Source organism: Paucibacter sp. XJ19-41, from assembly GCF_028462495.1.
In the GTDB taxonomy this organism is placed as follows: domain Bacteria; phylum Pseudomonadota; class Gammaproteobacteria; order Burkholderiales; family Burkholderiaceae_C; genus Roseateles_E.
Genome location: NZ_JAQOWX010000125.1, coordinates 1 through 15,995 on the forward strand (window position 1 = coordinate 1; position 15,995 = coordinate 15,995).

Sequence of the window (15,995 nt, forward strand, 5' to 3'; positions counted from 1 at the left end):
CCGCCGCGGCGGGCCGCGCCGATGCCCAGCACGCCCACCAGCACCAGGGCCGCGACGCCGGCCAGGCCTGCGACGATGATGCTGGTGCTGAAGAACCAGCCCAGCGCACCGGCCGCGCCGCCGGTCGCGACGCTGCCGAGCTTGCGCCCGAAGATGCCGGTCAGCAGTGCGCCCAGCACCGGCACGCCGATGAAGAACACCGCCGCCAGTTCCTCGAAGTCAAAGCCGACGCTGCCCGCAGAACCCTGGCGCGGTGCCGGCAGGTTCTCGCCGCGAATGCGGGCCTGCAACTGGTCCACGGCCTGATTCAGGCCGCCCGCATAGTCGCCCTTCTTGAAGGCCGGCGTGATCGCGTTCTGGATGATCTGCCGCGCTGCCAGATCGGGCACCGCGCCCTCCAGCGCCTTGGCCACCTCGATGCGGATCTTGCGATCATCCTTGGCCACCAGGATCAGCACGCCGTCGCCCACCTCGCGCCGGCCTATCTTCCAGCTGTCGGCCACGCGCTGCGCATAGGCGGCGATGTCCTCAGGCAGCGTGGTCGCCGTGATCAGCACGACGATCTGCGGACCGGACTCGGCCTCGAAGGTTGCCAGCTTGGCCTCCAGCGCGGCGCGCTGGGGCTCGCTGAGTGTGGCGGTGCGGTCGATCACCCGCGCACTGAGCACCGGCACCGGCTGTTCCTCCTGCGCCGAGGCCGGCAGGCTCAGTGCGAGGAACAGCCCCAGGATCAGGGCAAGCAGGCCGCGCATGGAGGCGGTCCGCTTACTTGGACGCGGGCTTGTCGAAGCTGACGGCCGGCGCGGTCTGGATCGCGGCCTCGTTCTCGACCGTGAAGTTGGGCTTGGTGTCGTAGCCGAACACCATCGCGGTCAGGTTGTTCGGGAAGCTGCGGGTGTGCACGTTGTAGTCGGCCACCGACTTGATGTAGCGGTTGCGTGCCACGGTGATGCGGTTCTCGGTGCCTTCGAGCTGCACGCGCAGATCCTGGAAGCCCTGGTTGGCCTTCAGATTGGGATAGTTCTCGGTCACGACCAGCAGGCGCGACAGAGCGCTGGACAGCTCGCCCTGGGCGGCCTGCCACTTCTTCAGCGCCTCGGGATTGTTGGCCAGCTCGGGCGTGACCTGGATGCTGGTGGCCTTGGCGCGCGCCTCGACCACCTTGGTCAGCGTCTCCTGCTCGAAATTGGCCTCGCCCTTGACGGTGTTGACGATGTTCGGAATCAGGTCGGCGCGGCGCTGGTACTGGCTCAGCACCTCGGACCACTGGGCCTTGACCTGCTCGTCCAGGCGTTGGAACTCGTTGTAGCCGCAGCCCGACAGGCCCAGCGTCGATGCCAAGACCAGGGCGGCGAGGCCGCTGCGTTTGATCCAATTCATGAAACACCTCCTTGTGGAACGGTCCGCCGGGTAGATGGTGATGTCCGGGCGCGAATCAAGCCAGTATCGCAGCGGATAATGTCGCGATGAGCGCCCCCCTGCAAAACGACAGCTTTCTGCGCGCCTGCCTGCGCCAGCCCACCGAGCACACCCCCGTCTGGCTGATGCGCCAGGCCGGCCGCTACCTGCCCGAGTACCGCGCGACGCGGGCCAAGGCCGGCAGCTTCATGGGTCTGGCCACCAACCGTGACTATGCGACCGAGGTGACGCTGCAGCCGCTGGAGCGCTATCCGCTGGACGCCGCCATCCTGTTCAGCGACATCCTGACCGTGCCCGATGCGATGGGCCTGGGCCTGTCGTTCGCGATTGGCGAGGGTCCGAAGTTCGAGAAGGTCGTGCGCGACGAGGCGGCCGTGGCGGCGCTCGAAGTGCCGGACATGAACAAGCTGCGCTATGTGTTCGATGCGGTGAGCTCGATCCGAAAGGCGCTGAACGGCCGCGTGCCACTGATCGGCTTCTCCGGGAGCCCCTGGACCCTGGCCTGCTATATGGTCGAGGGCGGCGGCTCTGACGACTACCGCCAGGTCAAGAGCCTGATGTATGCACGCCCGGACCTGATGCACCGCATCCTGCAGGTCAATGCCGACGCAGTGGCCGCCTACCTGAACGCGCAGATCGAAGCCGGCGCCCAGGCCGTGATGCTGTTCGACTCCTGGGGCGGCGTGCTGGCCGACGGCATGTTCCAGCGCTTCTCGCTGGACTACTCCAGGCGCGTGCTGGCCCAGGTCAAGACCGAACACGAAGGCCAGCGCATTCCGCGCATCCTGTTCACCAAGGGCGGCGGCCTGTGGCTGGACGAGATTGCCGATGCCGGTGCCGATGTGGTCGGCCTGGACTGGACGGTCAATCTGGGCCGCGCCCGCGCCCAGCTCGGCCACAAGGTTGCGCTGCAGGGCAATCTCGATCCGAACGTGCTGTTCGCCCCGCCCGACGCGGTGCGCGAGCAGGTCAGGGCGGTGCTCGACAGCTTCGGCGCGCCCGGCCCGAACAGCGGCCATATCTTCAATCTGGGCCATGGCATCAGCCAGCACACCCCGCCCGAATCGGTGACGGCCCTGGTCGATGAGGTGCATGCCTATTCGCGGCTTTTGCGGCAGCCGCACGGTGGGTAAGCAAGCACTCCGCTTTTGACTTATCCCCATTTTTCGCAACGCGAAAACTTCCCATTTGCCATGCTGCGGCGCAGCTCAGTGTTTTCCCGAGAGCCTTCTAAGTCATTGATTCATTGGGCTTTCACTGATTTGAGGGGGAATGCATTTTGCAGAGCTACCGGGCGCCGTCCGGCGATGGCGACCGGGCTGTTAATAAATTTCCCACAAAGTTATCCACAGAAACAGGCTTTCAGTGGAAAACGTATTGAAATCATGAATTTAGAGCCTGTTCCTCAGCCTGATTCGATCTTGAGGCGGGAATGAGCGAGGCCGGGCAGCAGCGCGTGCGCGTGGTGGTCGACGCACCCCAGCACAGCGGCATCACCGGGCCGCTGGACTATCTGAGCGAGCGGGCGCTCACGCCGGGCACGCTGGTGCAGGTGCCGCTGGGGCGGCGCGAGCTGACCGGCATGGTCTGGCCCGGCACCCCTGACCCGGCCGCCGAGCAGTTGGATGAGTCCCTGCTGCGACCGATCAGCGCCGTGCTTGACGGCCTGCCGCCGCTGCTGCCCAGCTGGTGCGCGCTGGTGGATTTCGCCGCCAGCTATTACCAGCGCAGTGCCGGCGAGGTGGCCTTGTCGGTGCTGCCGCCGCAGCTGCGCGAGCTCGACGGCCAGCAACTGCAGGCGCGGCTGAAGAAGCTCGACAAATGGACCGCGGCCCAGGCCGCCAGCCCCGAGTCCGCCCCACCCAGGCCGCAGCTGAGCCCGGCCCAGGCCGAGGTGCTGGAGAAGATCGACGCCTTGATGGCGGCCGGTGCCGACACAGCGCCGGTGCTGCTGTACGGCGTCACCGGCAGCGGCAAGACCGAGGTCTATCTGCGCGCCGCCGAGCATGCGCTCGCCGCCGGCCGTCAGGTGCTGGTGCTGGTGCCCGAGATCAACCTAACGCCCCAGTTGGAGGCACGTTTTGCCGAGCGCTTTGCCGGCCGTGTCATCGTCTCGCTGCACAGTGCCCTGACGCCGGCCCAGCGCCTGCGCAACTGGCTGGCCGCCCACCTGGGCCAAGCCGAGCTGGTGCTGGGCACGCGGCTGGCGGTGTTCGCCTCGATGCCTCGCCTGGGCCTGATCGCGGTCGATGAGGAGCACGACCCCTCGTACAAGCAGCAGGACGGCGCCCGATATTCGGCGCGCGACCTGGCCGTCTACCGCGCCCGGCTCGAAAAGGTGCCGGTCATTCTCGGCTCCGCCACCCCTTCGCTGGAGAGCTGGCAACATGCCAACAGCGGGCGCTACCAGCGCCTGGCCCTGCCCGAGCGCATCGGCGGCGGCGCGCTGCCGCGGGTGCGCCTGTTCGACATGAACAGCCTGCCGCGCAACAAGGGCGTGATGACCGCGCTGACCGCGCCGCTGATCGCCGCGCTGCGCGGCCGGCTGGAGCGTGGCGAGCAGAGCCTGGTGTTCCTGAACCGGCGCGGCTATGCGCCGGTGCTGCACTGCACCGAGTGTGGCTGGAAGAGCGAATGCCCGCACTGCAGCGCCTACCGCGTGTTCCACAAGGGCGACCGCACGCTGCGCTGCCACCACTGCGGCTTCACCGAGCGCGTGCCCCATGCCTGCCCCGACTGCGGCAACCAGGACATCGCGCCACTGGGTCGCGGCACCGAGCGGTTGGAAGAGCAACTGGCCGAGGCCCTGCCGGGCGCCCGCGTCGCCCGCATCGATGCCGATTCGACCAAGCACAAGGGTGCGCTGGAAGCCCAGCTCGGCGCGGTGCATGCCGGTGAGGTCGACATCCTGGTCGGTACCCAGATGATCACCAAGGGCCACGATTTCCGCCGCATCACGCTGGTGGCGGCGGTCAACCCGGACGGCGCCTTGTTCAGCAGCGACTTCCGCGCGCCCGAGCGATTGTTCGCGCTGCTGATGCAGGCCGCCGGCCGGGCCGGCCGTGATGCCGAACAGGCCGCGCGCAGCGAGATGTGGGTGCAGACCTGGCATCCGCAGCATGCGCTCTACAAGGCACTGGAGCGCCATGACTTCGAGGCCTTTGCCCAGAGCCAGCTGGCCGAGCGCGAGAGCGCCGGCCTGCCGCCCTATTCACACCTGGCGCTCTTGCGCGCCGAGGGCCGCACGGTGGAGGCCGCCCGCGACTTTCTGAGCGCCGCCGCCCAATGGGCCCAGGCCCTGCCCGCGGCCAGCGGCCTGCTGATCTACCCGCCGGTGCCGATGAGCGTGGCCCGGGTGGCCAATATCGAGCGCCTGCAGATGCTGGTCGAATCGCCGACCCGCGGCGCGCTGCAGCGCCTGCTGTGGTTGTGGATGCCCGAGCTGCAGATGCTCAAGCGCGAGCACAAGGGGCTGCTGCGCTGGGCGGTGGATGTGGATCCGCTGGCGATTTGAGCGCGCGCTCAGCGTCCGGCCGGCAGCCCGTCCAGCAGGCGCGGGTCCAGTATTTGTACGCTGCGCGGGCCCTGCGTCAGGCGTATCGAAGTCACACCGCTCGGCATGCCGGCCACCGGCGCACCGCTCAGCTCCAGCACATCGTTGACGGCCTCGGCCAGCAGTCCCAGCCGGCCTTGCGGCAGCTCGATGACGACCACGACCCCCCGGCGCAGCGGCGTGGCGGCGCGCGCGACGGCGGCGGGCACCAGGGCGCGCAGGTCCAGCAGCGGGACGAATGCATCCTGCCGGTCCTTCACGCCACACAGCCAGGGCGATGCTCCCATCAGCCGCAGTCCCTCGTCATAAGGCTGGATGGCCTGCACATGGCGCAGGTCGATGCCGTAGTCTCGGCCGCCAACACGCAGGCTCAGGTACTCCGGCGTATCGCAGGCCGGCGGCAAACCGGCGCTGACGGGCTTCAGGACGCTGGCGGTGCCCATGGCTCAGAAGTTGGCCCACTCGCCATCGGTGCCGGTGGCCGCCGCGCGCAGCGGCGCCGGCGCCGCCCGGTGCCCGAAAGCAGGGCGGGTGACGTTGGTGGCGCGGTTGGGGCTGCGGCGCTCCTCACCGGTCCAGCCGGCCGGTGCCGGCGACGCGACGGGCGCGGATGGGCCTGTGCCGGTGCGGAACACCGCTACGGCCCTGACCAGCGTCTCGGCCTGCTGGCGCAGGCTCTCCGCAGCGGCGGCCGACTCTTCCACCAGTGCGGCGTTCTGCTGAGTGGTCTGGTCCATCTGGTTGACGGCCTGACTGACCTGCGTCACGCCGCTCATCTGCTCGCGGCTGCCGGCGGCGATCTCGCCCACGATGTCGCTGACCCGCTGCACCGAGGCCTTGACCTCCAGCATGGTGCTGCCAGCCTTGTCGACCAGGCTGGAGCCGGCGTTGACACGCTCCACGCTCTGGCTGATCAGGCTCTTGACCTGTCGGGCCGCCTCGGCGCTGCGCTGAGCCAGGCTGCGCACCTCGCCGGCCACCACCGCGAAGCCGCGGCCCTGTTCGCCGGCACGGGCAGCTTCCACCGCCGCGTTCAGCGCCAGGATATTGGTCTGGAAGGCGATGCCGTCGATCACCGAGATGATGTCTTGCATCTGGCGCGAGGCCTGCTCGATCTCGCGCATGGTGCTGACTACCTCGCCGACGACCTGGCTGCCGTGATCGGCCACGCCGGAGGCCTTGGTGGCCAACTGGCTGGCCTGGGCGGCGTTGTCGGCATTGCTCTGGGCCGTGCCGTTGATCTGCTCCATTGAGGCGGCGGTCTGCTGCAGAGCCGAGGCCTGCTCCTCGGTGCGCTGGCTCAGGTCGGTGTTGCCCTGGCTGATCTCGGCGCTGGCGGTGGCCACGCTTTCGGCATTGCCGCGCACCGTACCGACCAGGCCGGACAGGCTGTTCTGCATCGCAGACATCGCCGCGAGCAGCGGGCTGAACTCGTCCTTGCGCGAGTCCGTGACGGGCTGGCTCAGATCGCCGTCGCGCACGCGCTCGACCACCTGCCGCGAGGCCGCAATGCGTTGCCGCAGCAGCCGGCTGAGCTGCCATATAGAGAACAGCAGCAGCAGCGCCACACTCATCGCCAGGGCTTCGATCACCCGCAAGGTGTTCTGGGCCTTCTTCACGGTACCGCTGTCGATGGTGGCGACCAGTGTCTCCTGCTGGTAGGCGACGGTGCCGCTCAGCACTTCAAGCACGCTGTTGCGGGCGGGGATGGTCTTGTCGACCAGGAAGCCAAAGGCCTCCTGCTTCTGCCCCTGCTGAATCAGGGCGATATTGGCTTCGGCCACGCCCCAGAACTGCTGCAGCCGCTGGGGCAAAGACTCGTAGAGCTGCTTGCCCTTGGGAGTGCTCAGGTCGCGTTGATAGTCGGCCAGAGCCTTGTCGATCAGCTGGCGCTGGCCGCCGATGTCGTCCAGGGCCGCGCTCAGCTCGGCCGCATCGCGGGCCAGGATGGCATGGCGCAGTTGTAGCGAGGCCCGCGTCAGAGCCAGTTCGACGCCGGCCATGCGGGTCAGCTGGGGCACGCGCACATGCTCGATATGCTCGGCCGTCTCTATCACATGGCCCAGGCTGTTCCAGGCATAGCCGGCAAGCGCCAGCAGCCCGGCGCAGACCGCGCCGGCCACCAGGTAAAGGCTTTGGGTGATGCTGAGGTGTTTGAGTAGTTTCATGACAGTGTTCTCGATTCGGTGGTGTTGGTGGTTCAGGCGGTGGCGTGCGCGGCGATCCACAGGCTCGGGTCGAGCAGCAGCACGCGGCGCTCATCGCTGGAGACCATGCCGCGAAGGTAGTGGTGGGCGAAGTCGCCGGGCAGCTGAGGCAGCAGCCGCAGCCGCTCGGGGGAGACCGGCAACACGTCGAGCACCTCATCGACCATCAGGCCCAGGCGTCGCCCGTCCTGTACCAGCACGACCACGGCGCGCAACTCGGCGTCCTCGCCCGTGGCCATGGGCAGATTCAATAGGCGGCACAGATCCAGCAGCGCGATCACCTGGCCGCGCAGGTCCAGCACGCCCAGCACGGCGGCATCTTGGCCGGGTAGGGGCGTGGCCTGCTGGTGGCTGCGGATCTCCTGGATGCTGTGCAGCGGCAGGCCGTACTCCTGGCCGCCGGCTCGGAAGCACAGGAGTTCCAGTGGCAGGCCTGTGGCTGCAGCGGCCTCGATCAGGGCGTTGCCGGGCGGGACGCGCCGGATGGCGGCGGCTTGGGGGGATAGCGTGGCAGTAGACATCGCATCAAGACCCGCTGCGAACGGGCGAAGTTGATCAGTGATGCGAGCAATCTTAAATGATACAAATGATATTTGTATCAAATTTGATGTGAAAACTATCACATCATTGGGCGAGAATGCGGGATTAGCCGCTGTCGAAACCTATCGAAGCGCCTGAAGCTGCTCCCGCAGTTCATGCCATTGCGGCATTGCAACAGCCCAGTCGGCCGCATGGCTGCTGTCTTCCAGCGCGCGGGCGAGGGCTGCTGACCCTGGGTGCCCCAGAGTCAGCAGCACGGACTTCAGGCTGTGGGCAAGGCGCCGCAGGGCCTGGGCGTCGCTGGCAGCCAGGGCGCGGTCACCTTCTACCAAGTCTGCGCGGAACTGCTGCAGACAGCTAGCGCGAAAGCTGCGGTACAGCGTTTCGTTGCCGTCGAAATAATCGGCGATGGCGCGAGCTGTCTCAGGCTCGTCTTGGGGTGCGGCTGTGGGTTCGCACCGCTGCTCGCCCCGCAGGGCCAGCGCGTCGCGAACGCAGGCTTGCAAATCAGCCAGGCTGCAGGGCTTGGACAGCAGACGCCAGACTTCGGGCCGCTCCAGGCGCTGGCGCGTCTGTGGGTTCAGCCCGGCGCTGAAGACCACCAGCTTCGCTGTACCACGCAGGGTCGGATTGGCGGCCAGGGCATCAATCAACTCGAAGCCCGAGCGCCCGGGCAACATCAGGTCGGTCAGGATCAGTTCCACCGCTGCGTGGCCCAGTTCGGCCAGACCTGCATCCACCGTCGGCAGGGTCAGCAGTTCGACCCCCAGGTCTTCCAGGGCCAGGCTGACGAAGCGCTGCAATGAGGCGTCATCCTCGATTAGCAGCACCCGAGGTGGACCGGCGTTCATGTCCTGGCCCCCAGCCCCAGCTGTTCACGCAGCAGCACTGGCAGCTCCATGACCAGGCGCGGCTTGTGCACAACCGGCACGCCCTGCAGCGCGAAGGCATAGGGTTCGCGCNCAGGCGCGGCTTGTGCACAACCGGCACGCCCTGCAGCGCGAAGGCATAGGGTTCGCGCTGGGCGGCATCCAGCGAGGTGATGACGATCAGGCGGCTGCCCGCGAACTGGGGATGGGAGCGCAGACTGGTGATCAAGGTGGCGCCGTCGATGCCAGGCAACAGGATGTCTACCAGCAGGAATTCGGGTTGCAACTGGCCATACATGGCCAGGCCGACGATGCCATCGGCTGCCATATGTACTTCCAGCTCCGGGAACTGCTGACCCAGCAACATGGCGATCAGGTTCTGGTAATGGACCGAGTCTTCGATCAACAGCAGGCGCGGGCGCTGATCGACCGTCCGCAGCGCGCGAGGCTGGATATCCGTCGGCGCCTCAACCGCTGGTCCACCACGCCGCGCCAGCCAGGCTTCCACCGAACTGCGGGCGATACGGCGGTGGCCACCGGGGGTTTTCCAGGCGTCCAGTTCGCCGCGGTCCACCATCAGTTGTACCGAGCGAACGGCCATGCCCAAGCGGCGGGCGACTTCCAAAGTGCTGTAGTCGCTGGTTTCGTCAGCGACAGGTGATGGATTGGTTTTGGGCATTGCGCAATTTTGCCGGTTTTCGTCAAACCCGAATTGCTCGAAGGGTTGCTTGATAAAAATGATACAAGTAATAATTGTGTCACGCCATCTGACCCATCGGGAGCCATCTTGAAGACCATATTGATTGTTGACGACCATGCCGACATCCGCCGCCTGATCCGCATGACGCTGGAGTTTGACAACTACCAGATTCGCGAGGAGGCGACTGGGGAAGCTGCGCTGCGGTTTGTCGAGACTGTTCGACCAGATGTCGTGCTGCTGGATGTGATGATGCCCGGCGCGTTCGATGGCTTGGAGGTTTGCCGCAGGATCAAGGCCAATCCTGCACTGCAGGGCGTACAAGTCCTGCTTTTGAGCGCCCGAGGCCAAGCTAGGGATCGCGAGGCCGGCATGCAGGCCGGAGCCGACGCCTATCTGGTGAAGCCTTTCAGCCCGCTGCAGCTGATTGATCATCTTGCTGCGCTGCCGGAAATGGCCTGAGGGCGACAACATCATGATCTCTACCGCTGTTTCCGCCCGGCCTGACCGGGTCTTCGACGATGCTGCGTCTGCCCAGATGGAGCGCATCGTGATGGATTTGGGCCGGATGTACCACGAGCGCAACGAGGCGCTGCGCGAGGTCTCATGCGCCCACCATGAAGCCCTGCTGCGCCTGGCCTTGGCCGCCGATTTCAAGGATGACGACACGGGGGTGCACATCGTGCGCATCGGCTATCTGGCCGAGGCTCTTGCCTTGATGCTGGGTGAGCCCGTCGGTTTCGCTCGCATGCTCAGGCGCGCGGCGCCTATGCACGACATCGGCAAGATCGGCATCCCCGACCGGGTGCTGAAGAAGCCAGGGGCGTACACACCAGAGGAGCGCGCGGTGATGAATGAGCACCCACGCATGGGGGCCGAGATCCTCGGCCGTTCTCGCATCCCTCTGTTCCAACTGGCCGCCGAGGTGGCGTTGGGTCATCACGAGCGCTGGGATGGCGGCGGTTATCCGGCCGACCTCGCAGGTACGGCCATCCCGCTATCGGCTCGCATCGTCGCGGTGGTGGACTACTTCGATGCGCTGACCATGGACCGTTGCTATCGCAAGGCGTTTGCTGATGAAGTGGCGCTGGAGATGTTGTCCCAGCAGAGCGGCCGCGCCTTCGATCCGCGTGTGGTCGAGGTGTTTCTGGCCCATGCGAGCACCCTGATCGAGTTGCGCAATCGCATCAACCGCCAGCCGCCGAGCTTCGAGGCGCTGGTCGACGGCGACTGAAAGCCTGAGGATCACATCATGTTGAGCATCAAAAAGATAAGTCCGTGCGCCGTCCTGCTGCTGACATTGCCCCTCTCTCAGGCTCAGCCGTCCAGCCCCACCATGCAGCGTATCAAGGCCGAGGGCGAACTGCGTGTGTGCATCTGGCCCGACTACTACGGCGTGACCTACCGCAACCCGCGCTCCAACGAGCTGGGCGGCATCGATATTGATCTGTCGGCCGAACTGGCGAAGGATCTGGGGGTCAAGCTGAGTCATGTCGAGTCGTCGTTCCCGACGCTGATCCAGGACCTGAAGAGCGAGCGCTGCGATGTGGCCATGTTCGCGATTGGCGTGCTGCCGCAGCGCCGCCAGCAGCTGGACTTCAGCCAGCCCTATCTGCAAAGCGATATCTACGGGGTGACGACCCGCAGCAACCGCGTCGTGCGCGAGTGGGCCGACATCGACAAGCCCGGCGTGGTCGTGGCCGTGCAGGCCGGCACGGTGATGGAGAGCGTGATGCCCGCTGCGCTCAAGCATGCCAAGGTAGCTGTGGTGCGGCCACCGGCCACGCGCGAGCGCGAGCTGGAGGCCGGGCGGGTCGATGTCTTCATGACCGACTACCCCTACAGCCGACGGCTGCTGGACAACGCCGATTGGGCCAAGCTCGTTGCGCCGCCCCAGCCCTTCCATGTGCTGCCCTATGCCTACGCGATCCGCCGGGGCGACCCCGTGTGGCTGGCGCGGCTGGACGAGTTTGTCGGCCGTATCAAGCGCGATGGCCGCCTGCAGACGGCGGCCAAGCGGCATGGCCTTTCCGAGATCGTGGTGAACTAGCGGGATGCGTCCGACCGCAGCCATCCTCGCGAAGCCCTGGCGCATCGGCCCGCTGGTTGGCCTTGTCGCGGTGCTGCTGGCTTTGCTGACCGTGCTGGCGTTGAGTGCGTTTGCCTGGTTTGAGCGGCGCATAGCGTTGGAGGACGCGCGTGCGCGCAACGAGTTGCTGGCGCGGGTGCTGGAGGATCATGTCACCCGTACTGTGGAGACTGCCGCCCTGGCGCTAGCCACGCTCAACGAGAGTGTGGCCCTGCAACCCAACACCGAGCCTGGCCGGCTGCAGCCGCTGCTGGCCCAAGCAATGCCTGGCTTGCCGTTCATGCGCAGCCTCGCGGTCCTGGACCTGCACGGTCATGTGCTGGCCAGCTCGACGCTGGCCGAGCGTGGCCTGCGTATCGATCTGCGCCTGCTGGGGACGCTGCCTGCCGAGGGGCGGGATCTGTTGGCGCCGCCGCAGGCCGGCCGCGGTCTTGCGGACCTGGCATCGGCCGCCCGTGCGCCCTTGGCGCCCAGCCTGACGATGCTGCCGTTGTGGCGCCAGATGCGCGGCCCCGGCGGTGAGCGCCTGCTGCTGCTGGCCCTGATCAACCCTGATGCGCTGGCGAACTACCAGCAAAGCGTGTTGTCCGACCCGTCCGGCCTGGCCTTGCTGACCCGCTACGACGGCAGCGTGCTGGCCGCGACGCAGCTGCTGGCACAGGAGTCCGGTCAGCGCCTGCAGGGCCATCCGGTGTTCGATGAATGGCTGCCGGCGCGCGAGCATGGCAGCTATGTGGGCACGGGCACCAACGCAGGCCCGCAAGTGGTGGCCTTCAGGGTGTCGCGCACCCGACCGCTGGTGGTGCTGGTGGAGCAGTCGCAGCTGGCCGCGCTGGCGGCCTGGCGCCAGAACCTGCTTTGGCTGCTGCCCATAGGTCTGGGCGCCTTGCTGCTGATTGCGGGCACGGCCGCCGTGGTGCTGCGCAGCCTGCGTGCTCGCAGCCAGGCGCGGCGGGAACTGAACCGGGCGCATGAGCAGGTCGCCTTGCGCGAGCGCGAGATGAGTGTGCTGCTGAAGAGCGTGCAGGAGCTGATCTTCCGCACCGATGCCGAAGGCGTGCTGAGCTTCGTCAACGCCCGTTGGGGCGCGATCAGCCAGGCGCGCGGCGATCAGGCGCTGGGCCGGCGCCTGCCGGATCTCGTCATCCCGGCGGACCGCGAGCGCGTGGCCGAGCTGTTCAGCCTCAGTGATCGCACCGGCGTGCGCAGCGCCGAGGCCTCTGTGCTGACCAGCGATGGCATCTTGCGCCGCTTCGATCTGGCGGTCGTTCCCTTGCATGGCCAGGGACGCATCCTTGGTTTTGCCGGCAGCGCGGTGGACGTTTCCGAGCGCTACGCTGCCCAGGCCCGGCTGCAGCATCAGCTGGCTTTCACCGGGCTGCTGCTGGAGCTGAGCCCGCAACCGATCTCGATGATTGACATCCATCGCCGCTATGTCTCGGTCAACAAGGCCTGGGAGGACTTCACCGGGCGGCGCCGCGCCGATGTGATCGGCACCGAGGTCGGGCATTTCATGCCGGTGGCCGAGCGCGCTGTCCATGAGGCCCAGGACCAGCGCCTGCTCAGCGAGGGCGGGCGCCTGCGCTACGAGACCCAGCTGCTGCACAGCGACGGTCAGCGCCGCGATATGGTGGTCACCAAGGTGATGGTGCGCGACGAACACGGCGAACCGGCCGGCATCCTGGCCACGCTGATGGACGTCAGCGAGTTCCGCGATGCCGAGCGCGCCACGCGCGAGGCCCGTGACGTGGCCGAGGAAGCCTCGCGCGCCACGTCCGAGTTCGTCGCCAATATGAGCCACGAACTGCGAACGCCGCTGCAGTCGAGTCTGGGCTTCTCTGAACTCGGCATGATGCGCGGGCGCGATCAACCCAAGTTGATGAGCATGTTCACCGACATCCACGCTTCGGGGCAACGCATGCTGGCTCTGGTCAATGATCTGCTGGATGTCTCGAAGATCGAGAGTCCGGTGGGTACCTTCGATCTGGAGCGCAGCGATGTGCGCGGCCTGGTGCAGAGTGTGTTGCGAGAACTTGATCCCTTGATGGCGCGTCGCCAGCTGCGCTTGTCCCTGGCGCTGCCCGAGGAGCCTCTGGTCGCCAAGGTCGACCCGCTACGCTTTCAGCAGGTCGTGCGCAATGTGGTGGCCAATGCGATCAAGTTCTCGCCTGAGGGGGGCGAGCTGCAAGTGCGCGGTGAGCTGACACCGCAGGGCGAGATCCACCTGAGCGTGGCCGATCAAGGCCCGGGGATTCCGCCAGCCGAGCTGGAATCGATCTTCGAGGCCTTTGTCCAGTCCAGCCATACCAAGGACGGCTCGGGAGGGACCGGCCTGGGCCTGGCGATCTGCCGCAAGATCATTGAGATCCATGGTGGTCGCATCCACGCGACCAATCGCGAGGGTGGTGGTTCGGTGTTCCACATCTACCTGCCGCTGCGGCCCGCTGGCGATACCCAGATGAGCACCTTGCTCTAGCTTGCCCTCAGGGCGCCCGCGGATCACCCAGATGCGTCTTGAGCCACTGGCTCATCTCCCACTGCACCTGGCCAACCGACTCGCGCGCCGTGTAGCCATGGCCCTCGTGCGGCAGCGCCACATAGCGCACCGTGCCGCCCAGGCCGGCCAGGGCCTGGTAGAGGCGCTCGCTCTGCATCGGATAGGTGCCGGAGTTGCTGTCTTCCTCACCGTGTATCAGCAGCAGCGGCTCCTTGATCTGGTTGGCGTAGAGAAAGGGCGAGAGCTTCAGATAGGTTTCGCGGGCGTCCCACAGCGAGCGGCGTTCGCTCTGGAAGCCGAACGGCGTCAGTGTTCGGTTGTAGGCGCCGCTGCGCGCGATGCCGGCCTTGAAGAGCTTGGTGTGCGCCAGCAGATTGGCGGCCATGAAGGCGCCGTAGCTGTGGCCGCCGATGGCCATGCGGCGGGTGTCGGCCACGCCCAGCTCCTCGGCCTTGTCGATGATGGCGCGGGCATTCATCGTGATCTGCTCGATGAAGCCGTCATTCATCGTGCGCGCATCTCCAACCACCGGCATGGTGGCGTCGTGCAGCACGACACAGCCGTCCAGCGCCAGCTGCTGGGGGCTGAGGCCGGCTAACGTCGCATAGCGAGGTGGTGCGCCGGCCAGCGGGCCGGCCAGCGCGGCGTCGTTGAACTCCAGCGGATAGGCCCAGACCAGCGTGGGCCGGCGCTCGCCCTCCTTGTAGTCGGGCGGCAGATGCAGCCAGAACGAGAGCTCGACGCCGTCGGCGCGCTTGAAGCTGACCAGCTCGCGCTTGACCCGGCGCAGCTGCGGGCTCGGGTCCTTGATGCGGGTCAGCGCCTGCGCCGTCGCGCCACCATTGCCCAGTTCGCGCAGATACAGATTCGGCGGCTCGACCGGGCTCTCGCGCTGCAGCAGCAGGCGCTTATCGTCCAGCGTCGCCAGCGGCATCTCGTAGGCGCTGTCGGCCGACTGGAACAGGCGCTGCACGCTCAGGTCCTTGATCGACAGCCGGTCCAGGAAGGGGCGCTCGCCGCGCGGGTTGGCGCCCTGGCCGATCAGGAAAATCTCGCCCTCGCGCGTGCTTTGGATCACGTTGTGGCCATTGGCCAGCGTGCGCATCAGCGGCGCGCCGGGGTGGCGGTAGCGCTCGCGCAGCGAGTGCTCGAACAGCGGCTTGCTCTGGCTGCCGTTGAGCGGCAGCAGGTAAGTGCGGGTCCAGGCGCGCAGCCGGTCGGTCTCGGTCAGCAGCGCGTGCTGGCCATCGTCGAGAAAGCGCAGCCGCGTGAAGCGCTGCGGCATGCGCTGCACCTCGATGGGCTCGCCGTCATAGGGCGGGTCCAGCCGCATCACCCGGTCACGGAAGGCCACCCGGCTGTTCGGGTTGCCGCCGTCCAGCGCCTCGACCCAGTAGACCGCCGCATCCTTGGTCGGCGAGGGGTAGAAGATGCGCGGGCCGGGCAGCACACCGTCGATCGCGACGCCGGCTTTGAGCGGCAGCTTGGCGAGCTCGCGCAGCACCCGGCCGTCGCGCTGGCGCAGCTCGATCACCTGCGGAAAATCATCCCAGGTCAGGCGGTAGCTGAAGGGGCGCACCAGGCGCTCGGTCAGCAGGTACTGGCCCTCGCCGACGCTGCTGACATAGGCGAACAGGCCCGGCTCGCCGATATCGCGCGACTGCGCGCTGGCCAGATTGACCAGGGTCAGCTGCGAGCGCACATGGTGCTCGAACAAGGCCTCGTCATGCGGCGACTGCAGCAGGTCGGGATAGCTGCGCTCGGGCGAGGCGCGGCCCTGATGCTCCTGCACCACCGGGCTGGGCTGGGCGCGCGGCGCGGCGCCGCGCCGCTTGGGTATCGTCAGCACGACCAGCTCGCGCGGGTTCAGCCAGGCCTGCTCGCCCTGGCCCAGCGCATTGCTCAGGCGCACAAAGGGAATCTGGCGCAGCTCGCCGCTGGCGGTCTCGCCCATCCACAGCTCATTGCCCAGGTCGACGCGCCGCTCCAGCACGAAGCGCTGGCCGTCCGGCGCCCAGCTGAAGCTGTGAAAGCCCTCGCCGGGCAGCTCGACGGCACGCTCCGGCGCGTCCGGCTGCAGCAGGCTGCGCAGGCGCAGGCGCCGCACGGTGGCCAGCGGCTGCG

Annotated in this window: 15 protein-coding genes; 7 read left to right on the forward strand and 8 right to left on the reverse strand. The window is 67.2% G+C overall.

From position 1 onward, the window contains the following. The coding region (locus tag PO768_RS23790) for a TPM domain-containing protein (RefSeq protein ID WP_272648007.1) at nucleotides 1-752 on the reverse strand (752 nt) is incomplete at its 3' end. 13 nt (nucleotides 753-765) lie between these two features. Next, nucleotides 766-1,380, reverse strand: coding sequence for a LemA family protein (locus tag PO768_RS23795; RefSeq protein ID WP_272648008.1), 615 nt, complete (start codon nucleotides 1,378-1,380; stop codon nucleotides 766-768). A gap of 86 nt (nucleotides 1,381-1,466) precedes the next feature. Between PO768_RS23795 and hemE the strand changes: the two genes are divergently transcribed. The 3 genes from hemE to PO768_RS23810 are packed head-to-tail and all read left to right on the forward strand — an operon-like array spanning nucleotide 1,467 to nucleotide 4,933. Continuing rightward, a complete protein-coding gene (gene hemE / locus PO768_RS23800) occupies nucleotides 1,467-2,552 on the forward strand; it encodes a uroporphyrinogen decarboxylase (protein WP_272648009.1) in 1,086 nt (361 codons plus the stop codon). Between the two features lie 15 nt (nucleotides 2,553-2,567). Next, nucleotides 2,568-2,855 (forward strand): hypothetical protein, encoded by a 288-nt coding sequence (locus PO768_RS23805; protein WP_272648010.1) that lies wholly within the window; start codon nucleotides 2,568-2,570, stop codon nucleotides 2,853-2,855. After that, nucleotides 2,852-4,933 (forward strand): primosomal protein N', encoded by a 2,082-nt coding sequence (locus PO768_RS23810; RefSeq protein ID WP_272648011.1) that lies wholly within the window; start codon nucleotides 2,852-2,854, stop codon nucleotides 4,931-4,933. Before PO768_RS23805 ends, PO768_RS23810 begins: the two co-directional genes overlap by 4 nt. Nucleotides 4,934-4,941: 8 nt before the next feature. Here PO768_RS23810 and PO768_RS23815 read toward each other — a convergent pair whose 3' ends face one another. The 5 genes from PO768_RS23815 to PO768_RS23835 form a co-directional block, all read right to left on the reverse strand. Then, on the reverse strand, nucleotides 4,942-5,415 hold the full coding sequence (locus tag PO768_RS23815) for a chemotaxis protein CheW (RefSeq protein ID WP_272648012.1): 474 nt from the start codon (nucleotides 5,413-5,415) through the stop codon (nucleotides 4,942-4,944). A 3-nt stretch (nucleotides 5,416-5,418) separates the two neighbouring features. Further along, nucleotides 5,419-7,140, reverse strand: coding sequence for a methyl-accepting chemotaxis protein (locus PO768_RS23820; protein ID WP_272648013.1), 1,722 nt, complete (start codon nucleotides 7,138-7,140; stop codon nucleotides 5,419-5,421). Between the two features lie 32 nt (nucleotides 7,141-7,172). Next, nucleotides 7,173-7,700, reverse strand: coding sequence for a chemotaxis protein CheW (locus PO768_RS23825; protein WP_272648014.1), 528 nt, complete (start codon nucleotides 7,698-7,700; stop codon nucleotides 7,173-7,175). A 141-nt stretch (nucleotides 7,701-7,841) separates the two neighbouring features. Then, complete coding sequence (locus PO768_RS23830; RefSeq protein WP_272648015.1) at nucleotides 7,842-8,570, reverse strand: Hpt domain-containing response regulator; 729 nt, start codon at nucleotides 8,568-8,570, stop codon at nucleotides 7,842-7,844. Further along, complete coding sequence (locus PO768_RS23835; protein WP_442953290.1) at nucleotides 8,530-9,267, reverse strand: helix-turn-helix domain-containing protein; 738 nt, start codon at nucleotides 9,265-9,267, stop codon at nucleotides 8,530-8,532. The genes PO768_RS23830 and PO768_RS23835 overlap by 41 nt, the downstream gene beginning before the upstream one ends. A 108-nt stretch (nucleotides 9,268-9,375) precedes the next feature. Here PO768_RS23835 and PO768_RS23840 point away from each other — a divergent pair, with 108 nt between their 5' ends. The 4 genes from PO768_RS23840 to PO768_RS23855 are packed head-to-tail and all read left to right on the forward strand — an operon-like array spanning nucleotide 9,376 to nucleotide 13,850. Beyond that, entirely contained in the window at nucleotides 9,376-9,747 is a 372-nt protein-coding gene (locus tag PO768_RS23840; protein WP_272648016.1) for a response regulator transcription factor, read from the forward strand. Nucleotides 9,748-9,760: 13 nt separating this feature from the next. Beyond that, nucleotides 9,761-10,519, forward strand: a complete 759-nt coding sequence (locus PO768_RS23845; protein WP_272648017.1) for an HD-GYP domain-containing protein — start codon at nucleotides 9,761-9,763, stop codon at nucleotides 10,517-10,519. An 18-nt stretch (nucleotides 10,520-10,537) separates the two neighbouring features. Beyond that, nucleotides 10,538-11,335, forward strand: a complete 798-nt coding sequence (locus PO768_RS23850; RefSeq protein ID WP_442953289.1) for an ABC transporter substrate-binding protein — start codon at nucleotides 10,538-10,540, stop codon at nucleotides 11,333-11,335. Between the two features lie 4 nt (nucleotides 11,336-11,339). Beyond that, nucleotides 11,340-13,850 carry an ATP-binding protein gene (locus PO768_RS23855; RefSeq protein WP_272648019.1) on the forward strand — a complete coding sequence of 837 codons (2,511 nt, stop codon included), beginning with the start codon at nucleotides 11,340-11,342 and terminating at the stop codon, nucleotides 13,848-13,850. Between the two features lie 7 nt (nucleotides 13,851-13,857). Here PO768_RS23855 and PO768_RS23860 read toward each other — a convergent pair. Next, the coding region (locus PO768_RS23860; protein WP_272648020.1) for an alpha/beta hydrolase family protein at nucleotides 13,858-15,995 on the reverse strand (2,138 nt) is incomplete at its 5' end.